Genomic DNA, 17,397 nt, shown 5'->3' with positions numbered 1-17,397 from the left:
CCTCCTCCAGCTCCACCCCACCCTGACCCGGAAAGAACACGATCCCTCGGTGGCGGTCACCCTCAACCCAACCTGAACCGGGTTGCAGGACCGCGTTCAACTGGGCCGTGATCCGACTCGTGACCGAGGCGTCCACGAGCTTCAACCGCGTCCCCGGCTCCTGGGCTTTCAGCTCACCCATCACCTTGAACTCATCGCGCTCCAACCACCCCCACCGGTGAGGCGTCTTCATCAACAAGCCCTTAGCCCGCGGCGAATTCCCGCGCGACCACACCTTTTCCACCAGATCTTTGATCATGGACGGAGCAATCAGCCGATCCCCTGGCGCACCGGTCGTCGTATACCACCACGAACTCTCGCCGCCATCCTTTTTTCCGGACGGGTGCGAAACAATGATCCCGGCACCGTGCCGCCTCAACACATTGTTGACTTTCGAGATTGTTCCTTCAACAATATGATCTGTGCTTCGGGAGTTCGGACCCCAGATACTCTTCCGAATCTCACCATGCAAGAACTCTTCCCCCGGCGCCTGCACGAAGAAATTCAGCACCTTCAACGGGATTGCCTCTAATAAACTACCCCAATCGGCCGCGGTGAACCGGTGCCCCGTTCGACTATCGATATCGGCCACCGGCATCTTGGGCACATACATATAAGCCGTCTCGCCACCACGTGTCTCGGTGACAATCCAGCCGCTCGACTCCTCGAAACCTCCGCCACCCAAACTCTTTTGGATCGAAGCGTTATGGAACCTGATAAGGCTCGGCTTAGCGGGATTGTCTAGCCGCCGTTTCGGCCACCCCACCTGCTGCAGAATGCGCATAGGTATGGGGCGGCCCGGATTCGCCTTATAGAACTCCAGCAACCTCTCCGCCGGGCTCGCGTCAGGCGCGAGGGGAACCTGCTTGAACGACGCCAACTGCACCTTGCTCTCCTCGGCACGCCGTTCGGAGGGCTGCTGAGTCGCGTCGCCGGGACCGGCGCCGCCCCTCAGCTTCTCCAGCTCCCTACGCACCACCCACCTCGGATTCTCGGTGCGCAGAACGCGTCCGAGTTCAGCGGAGTACCGCTTCAGACGAGCCTCATTCCACCCCCGGGGGCGGTTCGCGATCTTCTCGGCAACGAGGCGAGACACCGTGTTGAACGGGGAAACCCAGCCGATTTCACCGTCGAGATCGACATAAGCAGGGTTAACCGGGGTGTCAAACAGGTTGGTTTCGCTGACGATTCGCTGCGCGGCCTTCAGGTCGTTGTAATCCGGCCTCAGATGCCTCAGATGCCTCAGAGCCTCCGCGGCGGCGTAGATATCGGCTTCACTCGTCAACGGCTCCTGACCGGCTCCGCGGTCAACGGCAAACGACTGATCAGAGGCGGTCCTCAGCTCAGCCCGGAGTGTCCCCAGCCCACGCGCGATCTCCCTGGCGATCCCGACGACGGCATCGCGGTTCAGCTCGGGGTTGCCCAGCAGCGTGCTGATCTCGCCGATAGCGGCGACGTAATGCCTACGTCGGCTTTCCGACTGGTCGCTGACCTTGCTAAGCAGGTCGCGGGCGGTCTGGATCCGGTCCAGCAGGGGGCCGACCTCATCCGGGCCCGGCTGGGACCTGACGAACTCACCGACCTGCTCATCAGTAACAGCGTCTTCCTCCACGCCCACCCGATCCGCAACCAGCGAACGAAGCACACGTGAGGCATGCAGCGCCGAACCCTCCCGGCCGCGTTCCAGCTCCCGTTCACCGGCGACGTCCGTTACCTCCGGGGTGGACGCCGGTGGTGCCGGTTCAATGGCGTCCGGGTCCGCCGCCGGGCGGCCGGTGCTGGGGATGGGTGCCGCCGGCAGGTCCAGATCCTGGCGGATGTTCCTGGCGCGATCGAGCGCCGCGCCCTCGCCCCGGGTCACCAGGTCGAAGACGATGACGTCGTGCAGATCGTTGTGCAGGCGGGGGCCGAGGTGCCACGCTTGCTCCGTGTAAAGGTTCATCTCGCGCTCGGCGATCGCGTGGGCGCGTTCCCGCTGCGTGTGTTTGCCGACCTCGTCGCCGGGGTAGATCGCGTTGAGCAGGTGGCGCACCTGCTGCCCGCGCCAGTTGAGCTGGATGGCGTTGGTCAGCACATCGCGCAGTTGCTGCTCGGTGAAGACGACGCCCTGGGCGAAGGTGTACGTGGCAGGCCGCAGGGCCGCCGGCAGCCCGACAAGGTAGCCGACCACCTGGTTCATGGTCACACCGGGCCCGATGTCCAGGTTGCGGCCCCTGGTCAGGTCGTCCTGACGCGACGCGGGCCGCGCCGGCTCGTACGGCTGGCCGAGGCCATGCATGAACGCTCCGGTTCGCCCGGGAGCACTGCCGACTACGACCCCCTTGGGCACCGCGACGGATTCCTGCTGCCATAGCTGGCCCAGGTCGGTCATGCCGAGGCGCAGTGCGAGATCACCGGTCACCATGACGATGCTGTCGTCGTGCGCGTCCACCTGCGTCACACTGCGCTGGTGGCGGGTCTTCACCGACAGGAAGTACTGCCAGCTACCGCGGAATACGTACTTCTCGCCGTTGTAGACGTTGTTCTTCGCCCGGTTCGTCGCCCCCCGATCCGACTCGAAATGCGTGTCGTGCTCGGCGATCACGTTGCCCTCCGGGATTACCCGGGCATTCGGGTTGACGGCACCCTCACCCTCCGCACGGACGCCCATTCCCTCGCCGCGCAACCCCGCCGCCGCGCCCACCGCCGTGGCCTCGGACTCGCCGAACCGTTTGCTGAGCTGGTCGATCGTGCCCAGCGTCGCGCCCGCCTCCGGCGGCACCTTCTTCAGCAGCGTGAACTCGGCAGGAATGGGCTTGGCGTGGACACTGACGTTCATCCGGCTCTTGCGGAAACCCCGTCGCACCACAACCTTCTCGGCCCCGTAGCGGTCGTTGCTGTGAGCCATGGCGTGCATACCGCCGCGTACCGTGCTGCCGCGCGAGAGCATGTCCAGCACGAGCCGGCCGACACTGCCTTCCTCGGTGTAGCGCGACTCCTTGGCCGCCGCGTTCTCCAGGTCCGTTGCCGTGACCGCGCCCGGCCGCAGCGGAGCATTGTTGACCAGGTCCGCTACGAACGCGCCCGGCGGCAGCGGAGCATTTCCCAGCTGAGCCTTCAACACCGACTCGAACGCCTTGGAGGTGTACTCGCCGATGGCCAGGCTTTGGAGGCCGTCGCCGGCCTCCAAGACGGGGCTCGCGCCGTCCGGCAGCGTGGCGTGGACGGTCACCGAGGGCCCCTGTGCCGGGCGCTGCAGCGCCGGAGCGAACCCGGCTTGCGGCGAAATCAGCCCCACCTTCCCGAGCACAGTCGCCGGCACCGACACCGCGGCGCTTCCCCCTCCCTCCGGCGGCGGCGACTTCTTCCCCAGCTTCGCCGGAGCCTGCGGCCGACCGTCCCGCCGCGGTAGCACGTCCCTGTCAACCGCATGACCCAGCGTGACCGCCTTGAGCAAGAAGCTGGGCTTTTCGTGCCGCGAGAACTCCAGCGTGTGCTTCACCTTCAAGTCGGTGCGGGCGACGAGCTTTTGCGTGGTGCTGACGCCGCGCTCCTCCTTGGCGCTGCCGTCCAGGATGGTCACCTTCGTCTTCTCGCGGACCGCCACGAGTCCGGTGCTGGCCCCGCCGAACGTGTCCGCCCCCCCGCCGGGACGCGGTTCGGCGTGCGCGCCGCCGACCTGGGAACCGCCGCCGAACACCAGGGTCCTGGCCTTGGTCAGCGACGTGAGCACGATCGAGAAGGCGACGGAGGACATCGACGTCGGCATCACCGGGGAACGCCGCACCGGCGTCTCGTCCTCGTGGTCCGACCTTTCCGCGGAGATCCGCACGTTGACCACTTCGTGGAACCCGAACAGCCGCCGCCAGCCCTTGCTCGCCGGATTGACGATCGACAGCACCGCGCCCTGCTCCGTCGTCCTGCCCGCCAGGGCGTCGCTCAACGTGACATGCCCGTGCGGTCCAGCCAGCACTTCCTCGATCGGCTGCAGGATCTTGTCGCGGAACTCGGCATCGGTCACCTGCAGGAAATCGAGTGCCCGCTCGACCTCGGCAAGGGGCTGCTGCCCGTGTATTTCGGACGACTCCACCATCGTCCCGTTGTGCGAACGGTAGTCTCCCGGGTTCTCCGGCAGCAGGGTCTGTACCGGGGACGCCTCGATCCAACGACGAACCGACGACTCCGACACCGACTCCGACAGGTCGTGATCGTCACGCAGCCGCTGCACGATCGTCGCGACCGTCGCACCGGCGTCGATCCACTCCTTGATCCGAGCCCGATGAGGCTCGAGCTCCGCCTCCGCCGTCGCCCGGGCATCCGCCTGCTCCTTCCGGTGCTTCTCCAGCTCCTTGAGCAGCTCGGGCGGCACCTCCTCGCCGTCCGCCTCGTACAAGCTGATGGCGTCCTCCAGCGGCATCACGATCACCGCGGCGTTGGGCACCACCGAGATCGCCGGCCCTCCCGGCAGCCGGCTGTTGATCAACCAGTTGACCGCGCGGCTGGACGTCTCGTAGGTCGTCTTCCGGTCGACGACGAAGACCGCCGTGGGACCGGAGTACGGGAGCGCCTGCAACGGGCCCGGAGCCTTCAGCACGGTGCTTCCGAGGTCCCTGTTGTACAGCCCCAGCAGGTTGCCCAGCACCCGCCCAGCGCTGCCGGGCATAACGCTGATCAGCGACAGCAGGATCCGCACGGCCAGTTGGTATCCCCGAGAACGCGACCTGACCATCAGCGGCAACTGGCTGGCATAGCGGTACAACTCAGGGGAGTCCTTGGCGCTCTGCGCGCTCAGCAGCCGGTAGTTGCCGAACTCGCTGGTGTGGACTTTCTTGGTGAGCAGCCGCGACCACAGGCCGCCGGTCGCCAGCTCGGGCACCTCCTGCTTCCGGCCACTGAGCGCGAGGTCGGCGTCCACTCGATGAGCGCCGTAGCTATCGAACGTATCGACCAGTCGGCCCACCGCGTCGCCGGATCCCTTGTGCGGAGGTGCCTCGTACCGGTACTCCGTCGTCGTCCCGTCGGGCAAGACCTCGGTGAAGGCCTTCAGCCCCTCGGGGCTCGACCACGTCTTGAATAGCCATGGCGGCTTGTGCTGGGGCGCATCCGGCCGTCCACCGTCGGCGGGGACCAGCGAACGAGCACCCGACAGCTCCGCGGCAGCCCGGTCGGCGGGGCTGACCCGCACCGTCTGCGGGAGCGCGAAGTTCCCCACCTTCTTGGGTTCGAGCATGCGGAAGGTGACACCGTCCGGCAGCGACCCGAGATACGTCCGCTCCTCGACCTCACTGGCGGGCAACGGCTTGGTCGCCCAGGCGAGCTTGCTCTCCGGCACCGCCAGCAGGACCGCGTTTTCGATGCGCTCGCTGAATACTCCCTGCCGCGGCGACGGCACGGCTTGCGGCTCGGGCGGAAGCTTATTGCCGGACTCGTCCTTGCGCAGCACCTTCCGGAACGCCTTCGGCCTGGACAACGACCGCGAGTCCGGGGAACCGGGCGCATCGCCGGGCTCCGCACGCTCCGTCTCATGTGGATACAGCGAGTCACCAGGCGTGAGGCCCGCCAGCTGCGCGTCAGCGGCCGTCGGCGCGGCCCGGCGACCACGCACGTCCGAGCCGATCATCGTGCCGCCGGCCAGCAAACTCTGTGCCAAGTTCGGCAGCTGCCAGGAGGTGTGTACGCCCGCCACCCGCGCGTTCGCGTAGCCCTCGACGAGGTTCTCCGCGGTGTACCCACGTGCGTTCTCCGTCGCCCAGCCCTGCATGTTGGTGCGCCGCACGTTGAAACCGGCGCTGACGCCCGTGCTCGGCATGTTCCAGGAGCTCGGCTTGCCCCTCAGGAACGAGAAGAGCCCGAAGACGAACCGCAAGAACCGGTTGACAGAACTCAAGCGGCCACGCAGGTTCAGGCGGTTGTCCTCCCAGGTCCTCGAGCGCTCGGAGGACGGCTGGAAACTGTTGGGCACCTCCGCCTCGATGCGCACCGCGACCCGATGTGCCCTGCCGTCGGCCTCCACCCAGGTGAACGCGAACTCACCGGCCGTCGCACTGCGCATCGCCTCGGTGGCCTTCTCCGCGGCAAGCTCGCCCCGGCCGGCGTCGGGGTGCCCGCCAAGGGCGTCCCACAGAGCGGCCTTGCCCTGAGTGCCAAGTGCAAATCTCTCGGAGACCATCTCGGCGAACTCGCGGACCTTCGGCTCGGGCACCTCCTTCACTTCTCCCGGCGCCACCAGGAAGGCGGGGGCACGGCTCTCGGGCGGCACCTCGATGTCCTTCGACTGCGTCAAATGGCGGGGAACAGGCAAGCCGGCACGGATGGCCACGTGCGCCGGCATCGCTACCCGGTGGTCACCCACCTCGTAGACCAGCCGGCCGTAGAGCGCCTTCACCTTGTTCTCCAGGTAGACCATCGAGAAGGGGCCGTTGTAGGTACCGAACCCGCCTTCCACGTTGAGCCCGCCCATTAGCCCGGCGAGTCCCAGAATCTCGCCGGCGGCCAAGCCGCCACCGCCGGCGAGCTCGACGCCTTCGAGCTGAGACGTGTTGAACTCGACCTTGTGCTCCTCGGCCCGGCTCCCCCCGGTCAAGCCGACAAGGCGGACCCGCGTCCCGGCGGTGATCGCCTCGGTGATCTCCTTCGGTAGCCGAATGCCGTTCTCGGCGAAGCGGTCAATGTCCTCCGGCGTCAGCTCGACGGTGTCCTCATCCTCGGCTGCTTTGACCGGCGTAATGCGCGCCACGCGCAGGCCCGCATCCAGGATCGCCACCGCGGGTCGCCGCCCCTCGGCGCCGGACCCGACCCGGACGGTCATCGTTGCCGCGATGGCCGGGCGGCCGCCGTCGCCCTCCATGACCAGGTTGATTTCGGTGTAGTCGAGGTCATGGCGCGAGTCCACCGCCGGCCCGGCCCACACCAGGGGGCGGACGAAGGCGTTAGAGATCGACGTCGGCTCGATCGTCCCCAGCGGGATCCGCATGGCCGCCCTGGCCGATGCCTCCTGAGTGTCGACGTCACGGTCCTCCGTGCCGCTCGACTCGACCGTGATGGGCGCCAGCGTGGACGGCGCGGCACTGCCCGGCGGCCGATACAGATCGACCTGCACCGGGACCAGGATCCGGTCACCCGCGGCGGTCTGGATCGGCAGCTCCCCGCTGGTGAATGCTGCGGCGAGCTCGACCAGGCTCATCTCGCGGATCTGCGACTCGATGGCCGCACGGTCCTCTCCGCTGTACTCGGCCACCGCGTCGACCAGCGACGAGACGTCCTCAAGGCTCTCGATGGTCAGCATTGAGCTCATAGCAAGCAATTGGAGCTCGGCTTCCCGCTCGACCATCGCAGCGGTGGCGGCGGCAACGGTCTGGTACCTCTCGATGGCCGCGTTCAGCGTCTCGTGCTGCTCGCGCAACTCCGAGCCGAGGGCCTTGGCCGCGTCGTGCAGGAGCTCCGACTGGTCAGCCGCTTCGGCGATCCGGTTGTCCCGCTCGGTCATATCGTCGAGGTCCCGCGAGAGCAGCGACTCGGCTTCCCGTCGCTGCTCCCCGTCGAGCCCAGGGGAGGTGAGTTTCTCGATAGCCTGCGCGGCTTCGGCGATCTTGGCTCGGTAGGTCTGCGCGGCCTCGCGCGTGTCGGCTTCGACGCGGCTCGCCTCCCGGGACCTGGCGCGGACCCTGTCCACCAGGCGCTCGGCCTTGCCGTGGACGGTCTCGATCTGGTCGATGAGCTCGGCACGGGCTTCTCGCAGCTGGGCAAGCCCGGCGTCGGTCACCTGCCACGAGAGGTGGGTGGCGGACACAACGTCCGAGGCTTCCCGCACGAGTCGCTTCGCCCGCTCCACCGCCGCCGCGGACCCGGCAAGACGCTCGTCCGAGTCCTGTGTCGGCAGAGTGCCCGCAGGGGTCTGATCGATCTCACGAAGCAGGTCAGCGTGCCGGCCCCGCTCAACGTCCAGGTTGGCCGCCGCGTCGGTCAGCCGCTGCTGAGCCTGCTCCCACGCCGTCCGAGTCGCACGCGCGCTGGCTTCCGCCGTGTCTTCGGCCCTGTCGAGCGACGCGGGGTCGATTTCTCGCAGGTCAGCGTCGATCTCCGCGAACAGGTCGGCGGACCGGTCGGCCTCCGCCTTGACCTCCGCCACCCGGGCGCCGGTGACTTGCCGGCGGTGCAACGGGGTGAAGCTACGGACGAGACCGCTGTCGTTGGCGATCCACCTGGCGGCCTGCACCACGGACATGTCGTTGGCCGCCGCCTCCGTCTTCACGACAGAGGCCACCGCCTCCGGATCCAGCTTGTGCAGTTTGAGCAGGTACGGGTCGAACAATGCCTGCACCGCGGTCACGGTGCGGGCCTCGACTGCAGGCCTCTCGCCGCTGGAGTGGATTTCGTCGCTGAGCACCTGGCGGGTGAACAGACGCCGATTCGGGCCAGGCTCACCGTCAGCGGATGAGGATGGCTCGGGCGCAGCGGTCTTGAAGGACCGGATGATGTTGTCCGCCACAAACCCCGCGCTGACGCTGTTATCGCTATTCTCGACGATGCGGTCGGCCACCCGGATCACGTCGTCCGGGTCGAGGCCCTGTTCAAGCAGCCACTCCCGATCTTCCGCGGCGATTGACGGCCGGAAGTCCGGCGGAATGTCAGCAAGCTCTGGCGCGTGCGCGAGATAGCGGGCGAAGCGTGTGCGTGTCCACGCTTCGACGCCCATCACCAGCGCCATCAGCGGCGCGTAGCTGCGCCACTCGGTCCTGGCCTGCTCAACGACCCGTGCCATGTCGTCGAGGTTGATGCCGTCCTCGCGGAGCAGCTGCATATCGACGACTCGCAACACCTCCGCGTCGGTGTCCGCACTGACCGAAGCCAGCGACGGCGCCTCCGCCAGTTGCTCGTCGAACTGCCGCCGGTTCCCCCCGCCCAACCGGAGCTCGCGGGAGATGTTCTCCGCGATGCGCCCGATGGGCACCTTGCGGCCTTCCTGCTCCCAGACCGACTGCACGACAGCGGCGACAGCGGTGAACTCGAAGCTGGCACCGAACTTGGCACCGAACACTTCGGCGGTTCCGACATGCCACTGGACGATCCCGCGCAGCTCATGATCGAGATCGGCCTCTGCCGGCGCCGCGGCGCGCACCTGCTCGAACTTCTCCCAGGTCCATTTCTCCGTGCCGAGCGCGCGGGCGACGTGCCTGGACAACGCTTCCGGTTCGACTACAACGGCGCTGGCGTCGATGGCGTTCTGCAGCGCCGTGGCCACGTCGTCCTGCGAATACCGCAGGCGGGCCAGCAGCGCCGGGCTGTGCTGATTCGCTGCCTCCCGCACGGCCGGATCGACCGCGCCACGAAGGAGGGTCTGCTCGCGGAACGCATCGAATTTCTTGCCCGACCACGGCTCCGTCCTTGTTTCCACGGCCAGGTAGTCGGCGATTTGGTCCAGGCTGAGACGACCCTCGGCCTCGTGTTCGAGGTGATTGACCAGCCAGGCGATCTGTTCGGGGTCGTAACCGTTGCGGGCGAATTCGGCCCTGCTGAAGTACGTGACAGCCGAGTCGGGCATGACCTGCCCTCGCGGCGCGCCAGCGTCGGCGTAGAGGGCGGCGACCATGCCCGGACTCAGCGGCTCGATGCCGAGCAGCCGCACCAACGCGTTGGCAACCACATCCACTGGGATGGTGTTCCCGCTTCTCGCCGTGATCGCCGCAGTCACCTGCGCGATGGCCGTCTGGTTGTAGCCATGCACCTGGGTGCGCAGGTCACTGCTGTTCGTGACGACGGCCGCGAATGCGGGGGCGAACTGTTCGGGGTCGGCGCGCAGGCCGGCCGCCGCCAGCTCGACATGCCGCGGCTCCCAGCGCAGAGCCGGCACGCTACCGATCTGGGCGGCCAAAGCCTCGCCCTCGCCGAGACTGGCCACACCGGGCCCGCCCGCCTGGTGCATCCGCCACGCGAGAACGTCGCGAGCCGCCTCCACCGGTGAACGGCTGAGCTGCGGGAAACCACTGATCTTCGGCAACGGATTGATCGACGACAACGCCAGATCCAGCGCCGGCTCCCGCAGCCGCGCCACGTACTCGGGGTCGCCCAGTTCGTCCAGCGCCGCCGACGCCACGTACCCCTCGACATCGAGACGGTCCTGCGTCCACTCACGCGCCATGCTGCCGCGGTCCGCGGCGATCTCGTCCGCCACCTGCAACCCGGCAGCCCAACCCCCGCTGCTCGTCGCGGTGGCGATCATCGTCCTGATAGCCCCGGCCAGCTCCTCGTCACGCTTGTCGGCATCACTGATCTCGCCCGCGTCGAACGCCGCGGCGATCAGCTTGTCCGCGCTACGCAACGCTTCCTCGCTCGGGGGCTGCCGGATCGCGGCCTCCGCCTTCAGCCGCTCCTCCAGCCATGCCGCCCGCAGGTCAGACTCCGCGCCGAACCAGGCCCTCGCCTGCCTTGTCGTCTCGTCGCCGGTCGCTGGGTCCATCCGGTCCGCGGCAACCAGCGGAGCCAACCACTCCCGCTGCTCGTCGCTCAACAACGGGGCCGACTCGGCCAGCACCTCCATCGCCTCTGCTACCCGGTCATCCCGACCGGGTAGCTCGCGCAGCGCGACTTCCGCTGCCTCCAAATTGGTCTCGATGGCCTCCCGAAGCTCGGCCAATACGTCGTCCACCCGCAGGTCAGACTCCTGGCCGAACCAGGCGCTCACCTGCTCTGTCGTCTCGTCGCGGGTCGCTGGGTCCATCCGGTCCGCAGCAACCAGCGGAGCCAACCACTCCCGCTGCTCGTCGCTCAACAACGGGGCCGACTCGGCCAGCACCTCCATCGCCTCCGCTACCAGGTCATCCCGACCGGGTAGCTCGCGCAGCGCGACTTCCGCTGCCTCCAAGTTGGTGTTGATGTCCTCCCGAAGCTCGGCCAAGACTTCGTCCACCGTCTGCCGGACATTGGCCCGCCCCGGCGCGTTCTCTGGCGTGGTGGCACCGCCGCCGAGCCCAGGACGGAACCGGTGCTCGAGAGCCCATTCCGGACGCAACGTCCCCGAGATATGGCTCAGGAGCACCGCTACCTGGTGCCGCCCCTTGGCGCTGTCGGCGATCAAAGCGATGGCGGCCCGGGACTCCGCGTCATAGTTTCTGAGGTCGTGGTGGGCAGCGCCGTCGCCGACACCACGGATGTCGACCTCGTCAAAGATCCGTCGCGCGTCCTGCATGTCCGCCGCGTCGAACTCCATCGAGTCCGCCAGCGTGGTCATGTCCTCGACGGTCCGCACCTCCGCGCCCGAACTCGTGTCCGGACCGCTCCCGTCACGGGGCATGCCCAGGCCGGCGACGACCGATTCGGCGTCCTGCGCGACCCGGCCCCTGTCGGCCTCATTTCGCAGCAGCCACACGACAGCGCTGAGCGCCTCGGGATACCGCAGAGCGTCCTGCTCCAGTCGCTCGAAATCGCTTACCAGGCCCAGGATGGCGCGAGCTGCCGGTACCTGGGCATCGCTCTCGCTCGCCCGCGGAATCCAGCGCACCCGCGACGGTCCCGCAGACCCGTCTGGTTGCAGGCTCTCGCGGCCTGCGAGCGCCACCAGAGCCGACGGGGACTCAGCCTGCTCAATCCGGTCGGCGTCGGATGCCGCCGGCTCAAGCCGGCGCCTCTTCGCCTGCGGCTCTGCGACATCCGGGTCAGGTTCCGTCGTCGCGGCCGGCGGGCCGTCGTCCTGGAAAAGATGCGGATACTTCCGGCGGAGAACCCATTCCGGGCGGACCGAGCGCGTGATGCGGCTAAGCCCTTCGGCATACCGGACCAGCGCCTCAGAGTCCTCGACCAGCTTCGCTTCGGCAGCGATGAGGGTGATGGCGGACTCGGCTTCGTCGACAAAATCGAGATCGTCGGGATCACGCAGGTCGATCTCCTCGAACAGCAGCCGCGCGGACTGCGCGATGCTGCTGTCGACCTCCAGCTCGTCGGCGGCGTCGAGGATGTCCTGGAGCGAACGCAGCGTCCCGCTTCCACCCGTCACGTCGAGAGGTTCGCTCGTCTCAAGGGCGGCAATGATGTCCATCGCATCGCCACGTACGACGGACTCGTCGGGCTCGTTCTTCAGCCGCCATGCGATGGCGTCCAGCGCCAACCGGTAAGCGGGAATTTCCAGGTCTGGCTCGTCGTGCTCGCTCAGCTCGTCGAGGATGCCGAGAGCCGCCTCGTAATCGTCGTCGTCCGGCTGCACCGGCGGTATCCGGCGCACCGGCCCCGCCCCAGGCATCCCGAAGGATGCGGAAGTGTCGAGGGCTTCGATTACCTCCAGGGCGTCGCTGATGCTGAATTCCCCGACATCGCCAGGGAAAAGGGATGGCGCGAATGGCGGTGACGGCACCGGCGGCGGGACAGGCGTCGAACGGGCGCTGTGCCACCTCTCCCGCAGTCGTCCCAGGGCGCCTTCGATGGCCTGCTCTCCGGACTGCCCGGCGTATCGCGCAGGAGTCACGGCCGGTGGCGCGGCCTGCGCCGCGCTGGAGGGTGCTTCCCGTCCAGTGGTGGAGGTCTCGTCCGATGGCAGGCGCTCCGCCTTGCTCAGCACCTCGGCCAGAAACGCGCCGGGAATCCGGGGGTTGGGTTGCATCTGCACCCGCGGCAAGGCTCGACGCAGTTCCCGTTCGCTCACCTCGTACAGCCGGCCCCGGTTCGTGTCCGGCCATGACAACGACGCGGCCGTCGGCCGCGCGGTACCGAGCTGACGTCCGATCGCCTGCGAGCTGTTGCGGATGTCCCGGATGCTGGCCGCGTCGATACCGAGCTCGATGAGGTGTTGAGCAGCAAGGTGGACCAGCGGGGCTTTCAGGTGCAGGTTCGGCGGCTTGTTCTTGAGCTGCTCATCCAGCTTCACCGAGCGGAGCTCTGGTGGCAGGTCCAGGCCATTGCGGTCGATATCGGGCCTCCTGTAGGGCCCGGTGAAATGGTGGACGCTGTCGACGATCGCCTGCGCCAGCTGCATCAGATCCTGCGCCAGCGGGTCCGAGATCTGGCGCAGGGCGCGCACCGGCATCGCAGCGGCCTTGCCCACGCTGACGACCCGCTGCGGGGTCCACGCCTGCGACGGCATCGCCCTCGACTCCGCCCCGGACGCGGCCCCGTCGCGCTCCTGCCGGCCGATTCCCAGGTCGTCGGCCCACCGCTGGACCACCTCAGACGGTTTCCGCGCCGGATCCTTGCGCACCTGGTTGGCCGCGACGAACGTGAGGTCGTTGCCCGTGATTCCCTGCTCGAGCGCGCTGGGCCCGTCGACCTCCTGCCGGACCGCTTTCCGCACCTCCCGCCAGGTGTCCCAGGTCAGGCCCGAGCGTGCCTGTCGCAGGAGCTCCTCGTCGAAACGCCGCCGAGCGGGCTCGGTGAACGAGCCGGGCGGGAAGACCGATCCGTCAGACCGCTTGCCGACCACCAAGATCCTGCGCAGATTACCCAGTATGGCGGGATCGACCGGGACCGGGTCTCCGTCGGCCAGCCACACCGCCACGTTATTGGCACCGCCCGGTTGGCGCTCAACGATGTAGGCCTCACGCGATTCGCCGTCCAGCACGATCGCGGTCGCGGCGCCGCCTTCGTCCGCACGCACCGCTTCGATCACGCCGTTCAGCGTCCCGCCCATGACGACCGGCGCGGTCCACATGCTCTGGCCAAGCTGAGGCGGCTCACCGCCAGGCTCGGCTCGCTTCTTGCCGATCCGCGCGATGCGCGCCTGCCGGATCTCGTCCTCCCGCACCAAAGCGAGTTCGGCCGCGCCGGACTTCACGAACCGGCGAGCGTCGCCGTACCTGAACAGGCCAAAATGTGCAGGCTTCGGCAGCTCGCTCCGCAGCTCCTCGAACCTCGCCGCCCGATCCTCACTCACCGTGGCGACAGCCTGATCGCCAAGAAGCGCCGACCCGTCCGCGTCCATCGCGATGGCGTAGACATTGTCGGCGCCAATGCGAGCATCGCTGCCGGTCATGTCGTCCGACTTGCCGTTGTGGTGCCGCGAGACGGCTACGTCGCTGTCACCCTCGCGCCGCATGGTGAAAGCCTGGTGCCCGGCAGGGTCTACCAGCACCGCGGTCGCACCCTCACCCCGCAACCTGAGCAGGTCTCGGACCTGGGATAAAGCACCCGGCCCGCGGCCGATCGAAATGGGCGTCAGCGTCCATCGCTTGGCCGCGTCAGCTGGCAGGTTCCCGACGGCCGCCTGCACATCCTCCATCATCGTCAGGCTCAATATCGCCAGCGGGTCCGCGTCTACGGTCGGCGGTATATTCGCGTATTTCTCGGCGAGCTTGGAAATCTGCCCGTCCGTCAATGCGGTCTGACGACCGAAGAGCAGCCTGCCGTCAGGCATGTAGGCCACCCCGAACAGCGGCTCGGCACCATCCAGATCGCCCGGTCGCGCCGCCTTGCCGTCGTGCATGCCGAAAATATGGACGTCGTTGCCACGCCGCACCAGGACGAACCCCTTGCGCGTGTCCGGCGCGAACACCAGCGCCCGCACACCGCCGACGTTTCTTGACCCGCGTAGCAATTGTTCGACCCGTCTCATCGCCACCAGGCCGTCGCCCAGATAAGCGAGCGGGTAATTGGGCATGCCTGGCCCGCCGGCCCGATCGTTGCGTCCCGGTCCCAACGCCTTTGCCTGGAAGACCAGCGCCTTGTCGAACCCGTCGACCATGCCGCGGAATCCAGCCAGCGTGTAATCCAGCGTCACGTCGGAGCGTGGTTGGTCGTCGGGGGACGAACCACGCACATGTGAGGACGGCCAGGATGCCGTGATCGCGTCGAACAGTCGTTGGTCTTCCGCCGCCAGCGACGGCCCGGCACCTGCCTCCGGCGGCGCGCCACCGGGGAGATTGTTCTGCTCTGCCCGCGCGTGGAGTCCGTCCGCGACCCACCGGGTACGGGTGTCGAGTCCGGCGCTGTGCACCTCGGCGAGCAGGATTCGGTCCACCAGGCCACGAACATATTCGCCGAGCCGGCCGACGGCGTCCATGTCGAGGATGCGCTGCCGTTCCAGGTATCCCGCCAGCCGCGCTTTCTTGTCGTCCGAATGCGACTCCACCGTCGGCGTATCCGCCACCGCCGTAGCCAACGTCTCGATGAAGGTTTCGACCTGCGGGTCGGCACCCCCGGACCACAAGGCGTCGACGGAACCGCCCATGCCGAGCATGGGATCGACGAATTCGAGGGGGATCTCCCGTACCTGGCCCGTGTCGTTGTCCTCGATCTCCGCGAGGGAGGTCGTATCGGTTCGGTCGGACTCATCGGAGACGGCCGAGAAGATCGAAGCCGCATCGGACTCCTCGGCGAGCAGGGCCCGCTCGTCGGAGTCCAGACCGTCCCGGTCGTCGGGATCGTTCGAGCGGGTCTTCTCGTGAAGGACCTCCGCCGCGGATTTCTCGTCAAGGACCTCCGCCGCAGTCTTCTCGCCGACGTTCTCCGCCGCGGTCTTCTCGCCGCGGGTCGCCGGCAGACCCCGCCCCTTCGAGAGGCCGAACCAGTCCCGCGGGTTCCACGAACCCGGATCGGGCTGCACCCCCAGCAGCTCGGCCACCACCGACGCGATCTCGCGCGCCCGGTCACCCTGCCGGGGCTGACGAAGCAGCAACTCATACAAGCCCAGCAGCGTTTCCGGCCCGTACTTGCCCGTCAACGCCAACTGATTAACCCGGCCAGGCAGGATCGTGTTCAACCACATGAACGACGTGACCCCGGCGTTGGCCAACCGCAGATCCTTCTTCGGCTTAGCCGCATACGCCCGCAACTTCGCCGGCAACGCCTCCGGATCCCCCAACAACCCCGCATACGACCGCAAATCCGGATCAGCAGCAACCAACATCGCCAACACATCACGCCGCGACCCCGGCTTCGAACCCGACCCGGACGTCACGCCCGGTCCCGGCGGCCGACCGCCACCAACCTTCTCCACCACCGACGACGACTCCACCGCCTGCGACGAGTCAGCACCGTCACCGACACCCGCGGCCGCCGTCACCTCCCGCGCCCCACCAGAATGGGAACCATCATCGACCCGGCCCGGCATCCCCGGACGCACCGTCCCAGCCCTCAGCGACGGCACACCGCGGCCCGACGACCCCGACCCCGCCGCCAACACACCCGGCCCACCAGCCGTACCCGACCCGCCAGTGGTCCCAGCCGACCCGGCCGACGTCCCCACCGACGCAGAACCCGAGATCCCCACCGGCGCAGAACCCGAGACAGCCGCCCCCGAAGTGCCCCCAGCCATACCGGCCGTAACAGCCCCGGGGACACCCGAGGCAGCCGCCGCAGGAACCTGCGACGCCGGGCCGGTCGCCGGCGCCTGACCGGAACCCTGCCCCGTCCCCGAACCAGAACCCGACCCGGTGCCGGTGCCGGTGCCGGTGCCGGTGCCGGTGCCGGTCGCCGCAGCCGGGACCTGGGTCGGTGTCGAGGTCGCGCCGTCACGGCCACCACCAGTGCCGGAATCGACCGCGGCATGGGAAACACCCGGAGCAGAAGGAATCCGCGCTGAAGTCGACTCGCCACCAGTCTCACCAGCCGACTCCCGACCACCGCCAGGCCTACCGGCCGACTCATCACCGCGCTCGCCGCCAGGCACGCCGGCCGACTCATCGACCCGTTCACGGCTACCACCAGACTCGCCGGTGAACTCCCGACTGCCGCCAGGCGTGCTGGCCGATTCATCACCGCGTTCACGGCCAGGCACGCTGGCCGACTCGCCGCCGCGATCGCTTGGACCACCAGACTCGCCGGTGAACTCGCGACTACCACCAGACTCGCCACCGCGATCACGACCAGGCACACTGGTCGACTCATCACCGCGCTCGCCGCTGGGCACGCTGCTGGACTCGGACCCGGGCTCCCGCACGCCATCGGGTTGGCGGGTGGGCTGACCGGTGGGGTCGAAGACCGGGTTGGCCTGATTGTGGGTGACAACCTCCTCGGCGTTGGGTGCCGGCCTGGAACCTGCACCGTGGGGCTGGGACTGCGCGGAACCGCCCAACCCGAACCCCTCGTTCCCGGGGGCGCGGGCGGAGTGCGTGACGACCTCGCCAGGGCTGCCATCGCCGGTGGCGCCTGACTGCGGAACATCCGGCCCCGACGGGACCTGCCGACGATGTTCCGGCACCTGCTGCTGCCCGCCACCGGACTCTTCCCGGACGGCCTCGGATCGTCCCGGATCACCCGGCGTGGCCGGGACCTGGGCATCCGGCGTGGCCGGGACCTGGTCACCCGGCTGCCCCGGCCGCGACGCAACAACACCCACCGGATCCACAACGGACTTGGTGTCCACAACGGACTTGGTGCCCGCCCCACCCTCGGCACCGACCCGCTCACCCGGCACACTCCGGCCACCAGAGGTTTCCCCACCCCCAGACACAGCACCAG

At 68.1% G+C, this 17,397-nt stretch carries 1 protein-coding gene and 1 pseudogene; one reads left to right on the top strand and one right to left on the bottom strand.

From position 1 onward, the window contains the following. Window positions 1–15,844: pseudogene (locus E1288_RS43575) on the bottom strand (hypothetical protein); the annotation flags it as partial. Between the two features lie 1,281 nt (window positions 15,845–17,125). Between E1288_RS43575 and E1288_RS43570 the strand changes: the two are divergent. Further along, window positions 17,126–17,397 (top strand): hypothetical protein (locus tag E1288_RS43570; protein ID WP_132494847.1); only part of this gene is annotated, 272 nt, incomplete at its 3' end.

Origin of the sequence: Saccharopolyspora elongata, from assembly GCF_004348985.1 — a bacterium.
In the GTDB taxonomy this organism is placed as follows: domain Bacteria; phylum Actinomycetota; class Actinomycetes; order Mycobacteriales; family Pseudonocardiaceae; genus Saccharopolyspora; species Saccharopolyspora elongata.
The sequence above is the reverse complement of the archived record's forward strand: the minus strand, read 5'-3'. Positions and strand labels throughout refer to the sequence as shown.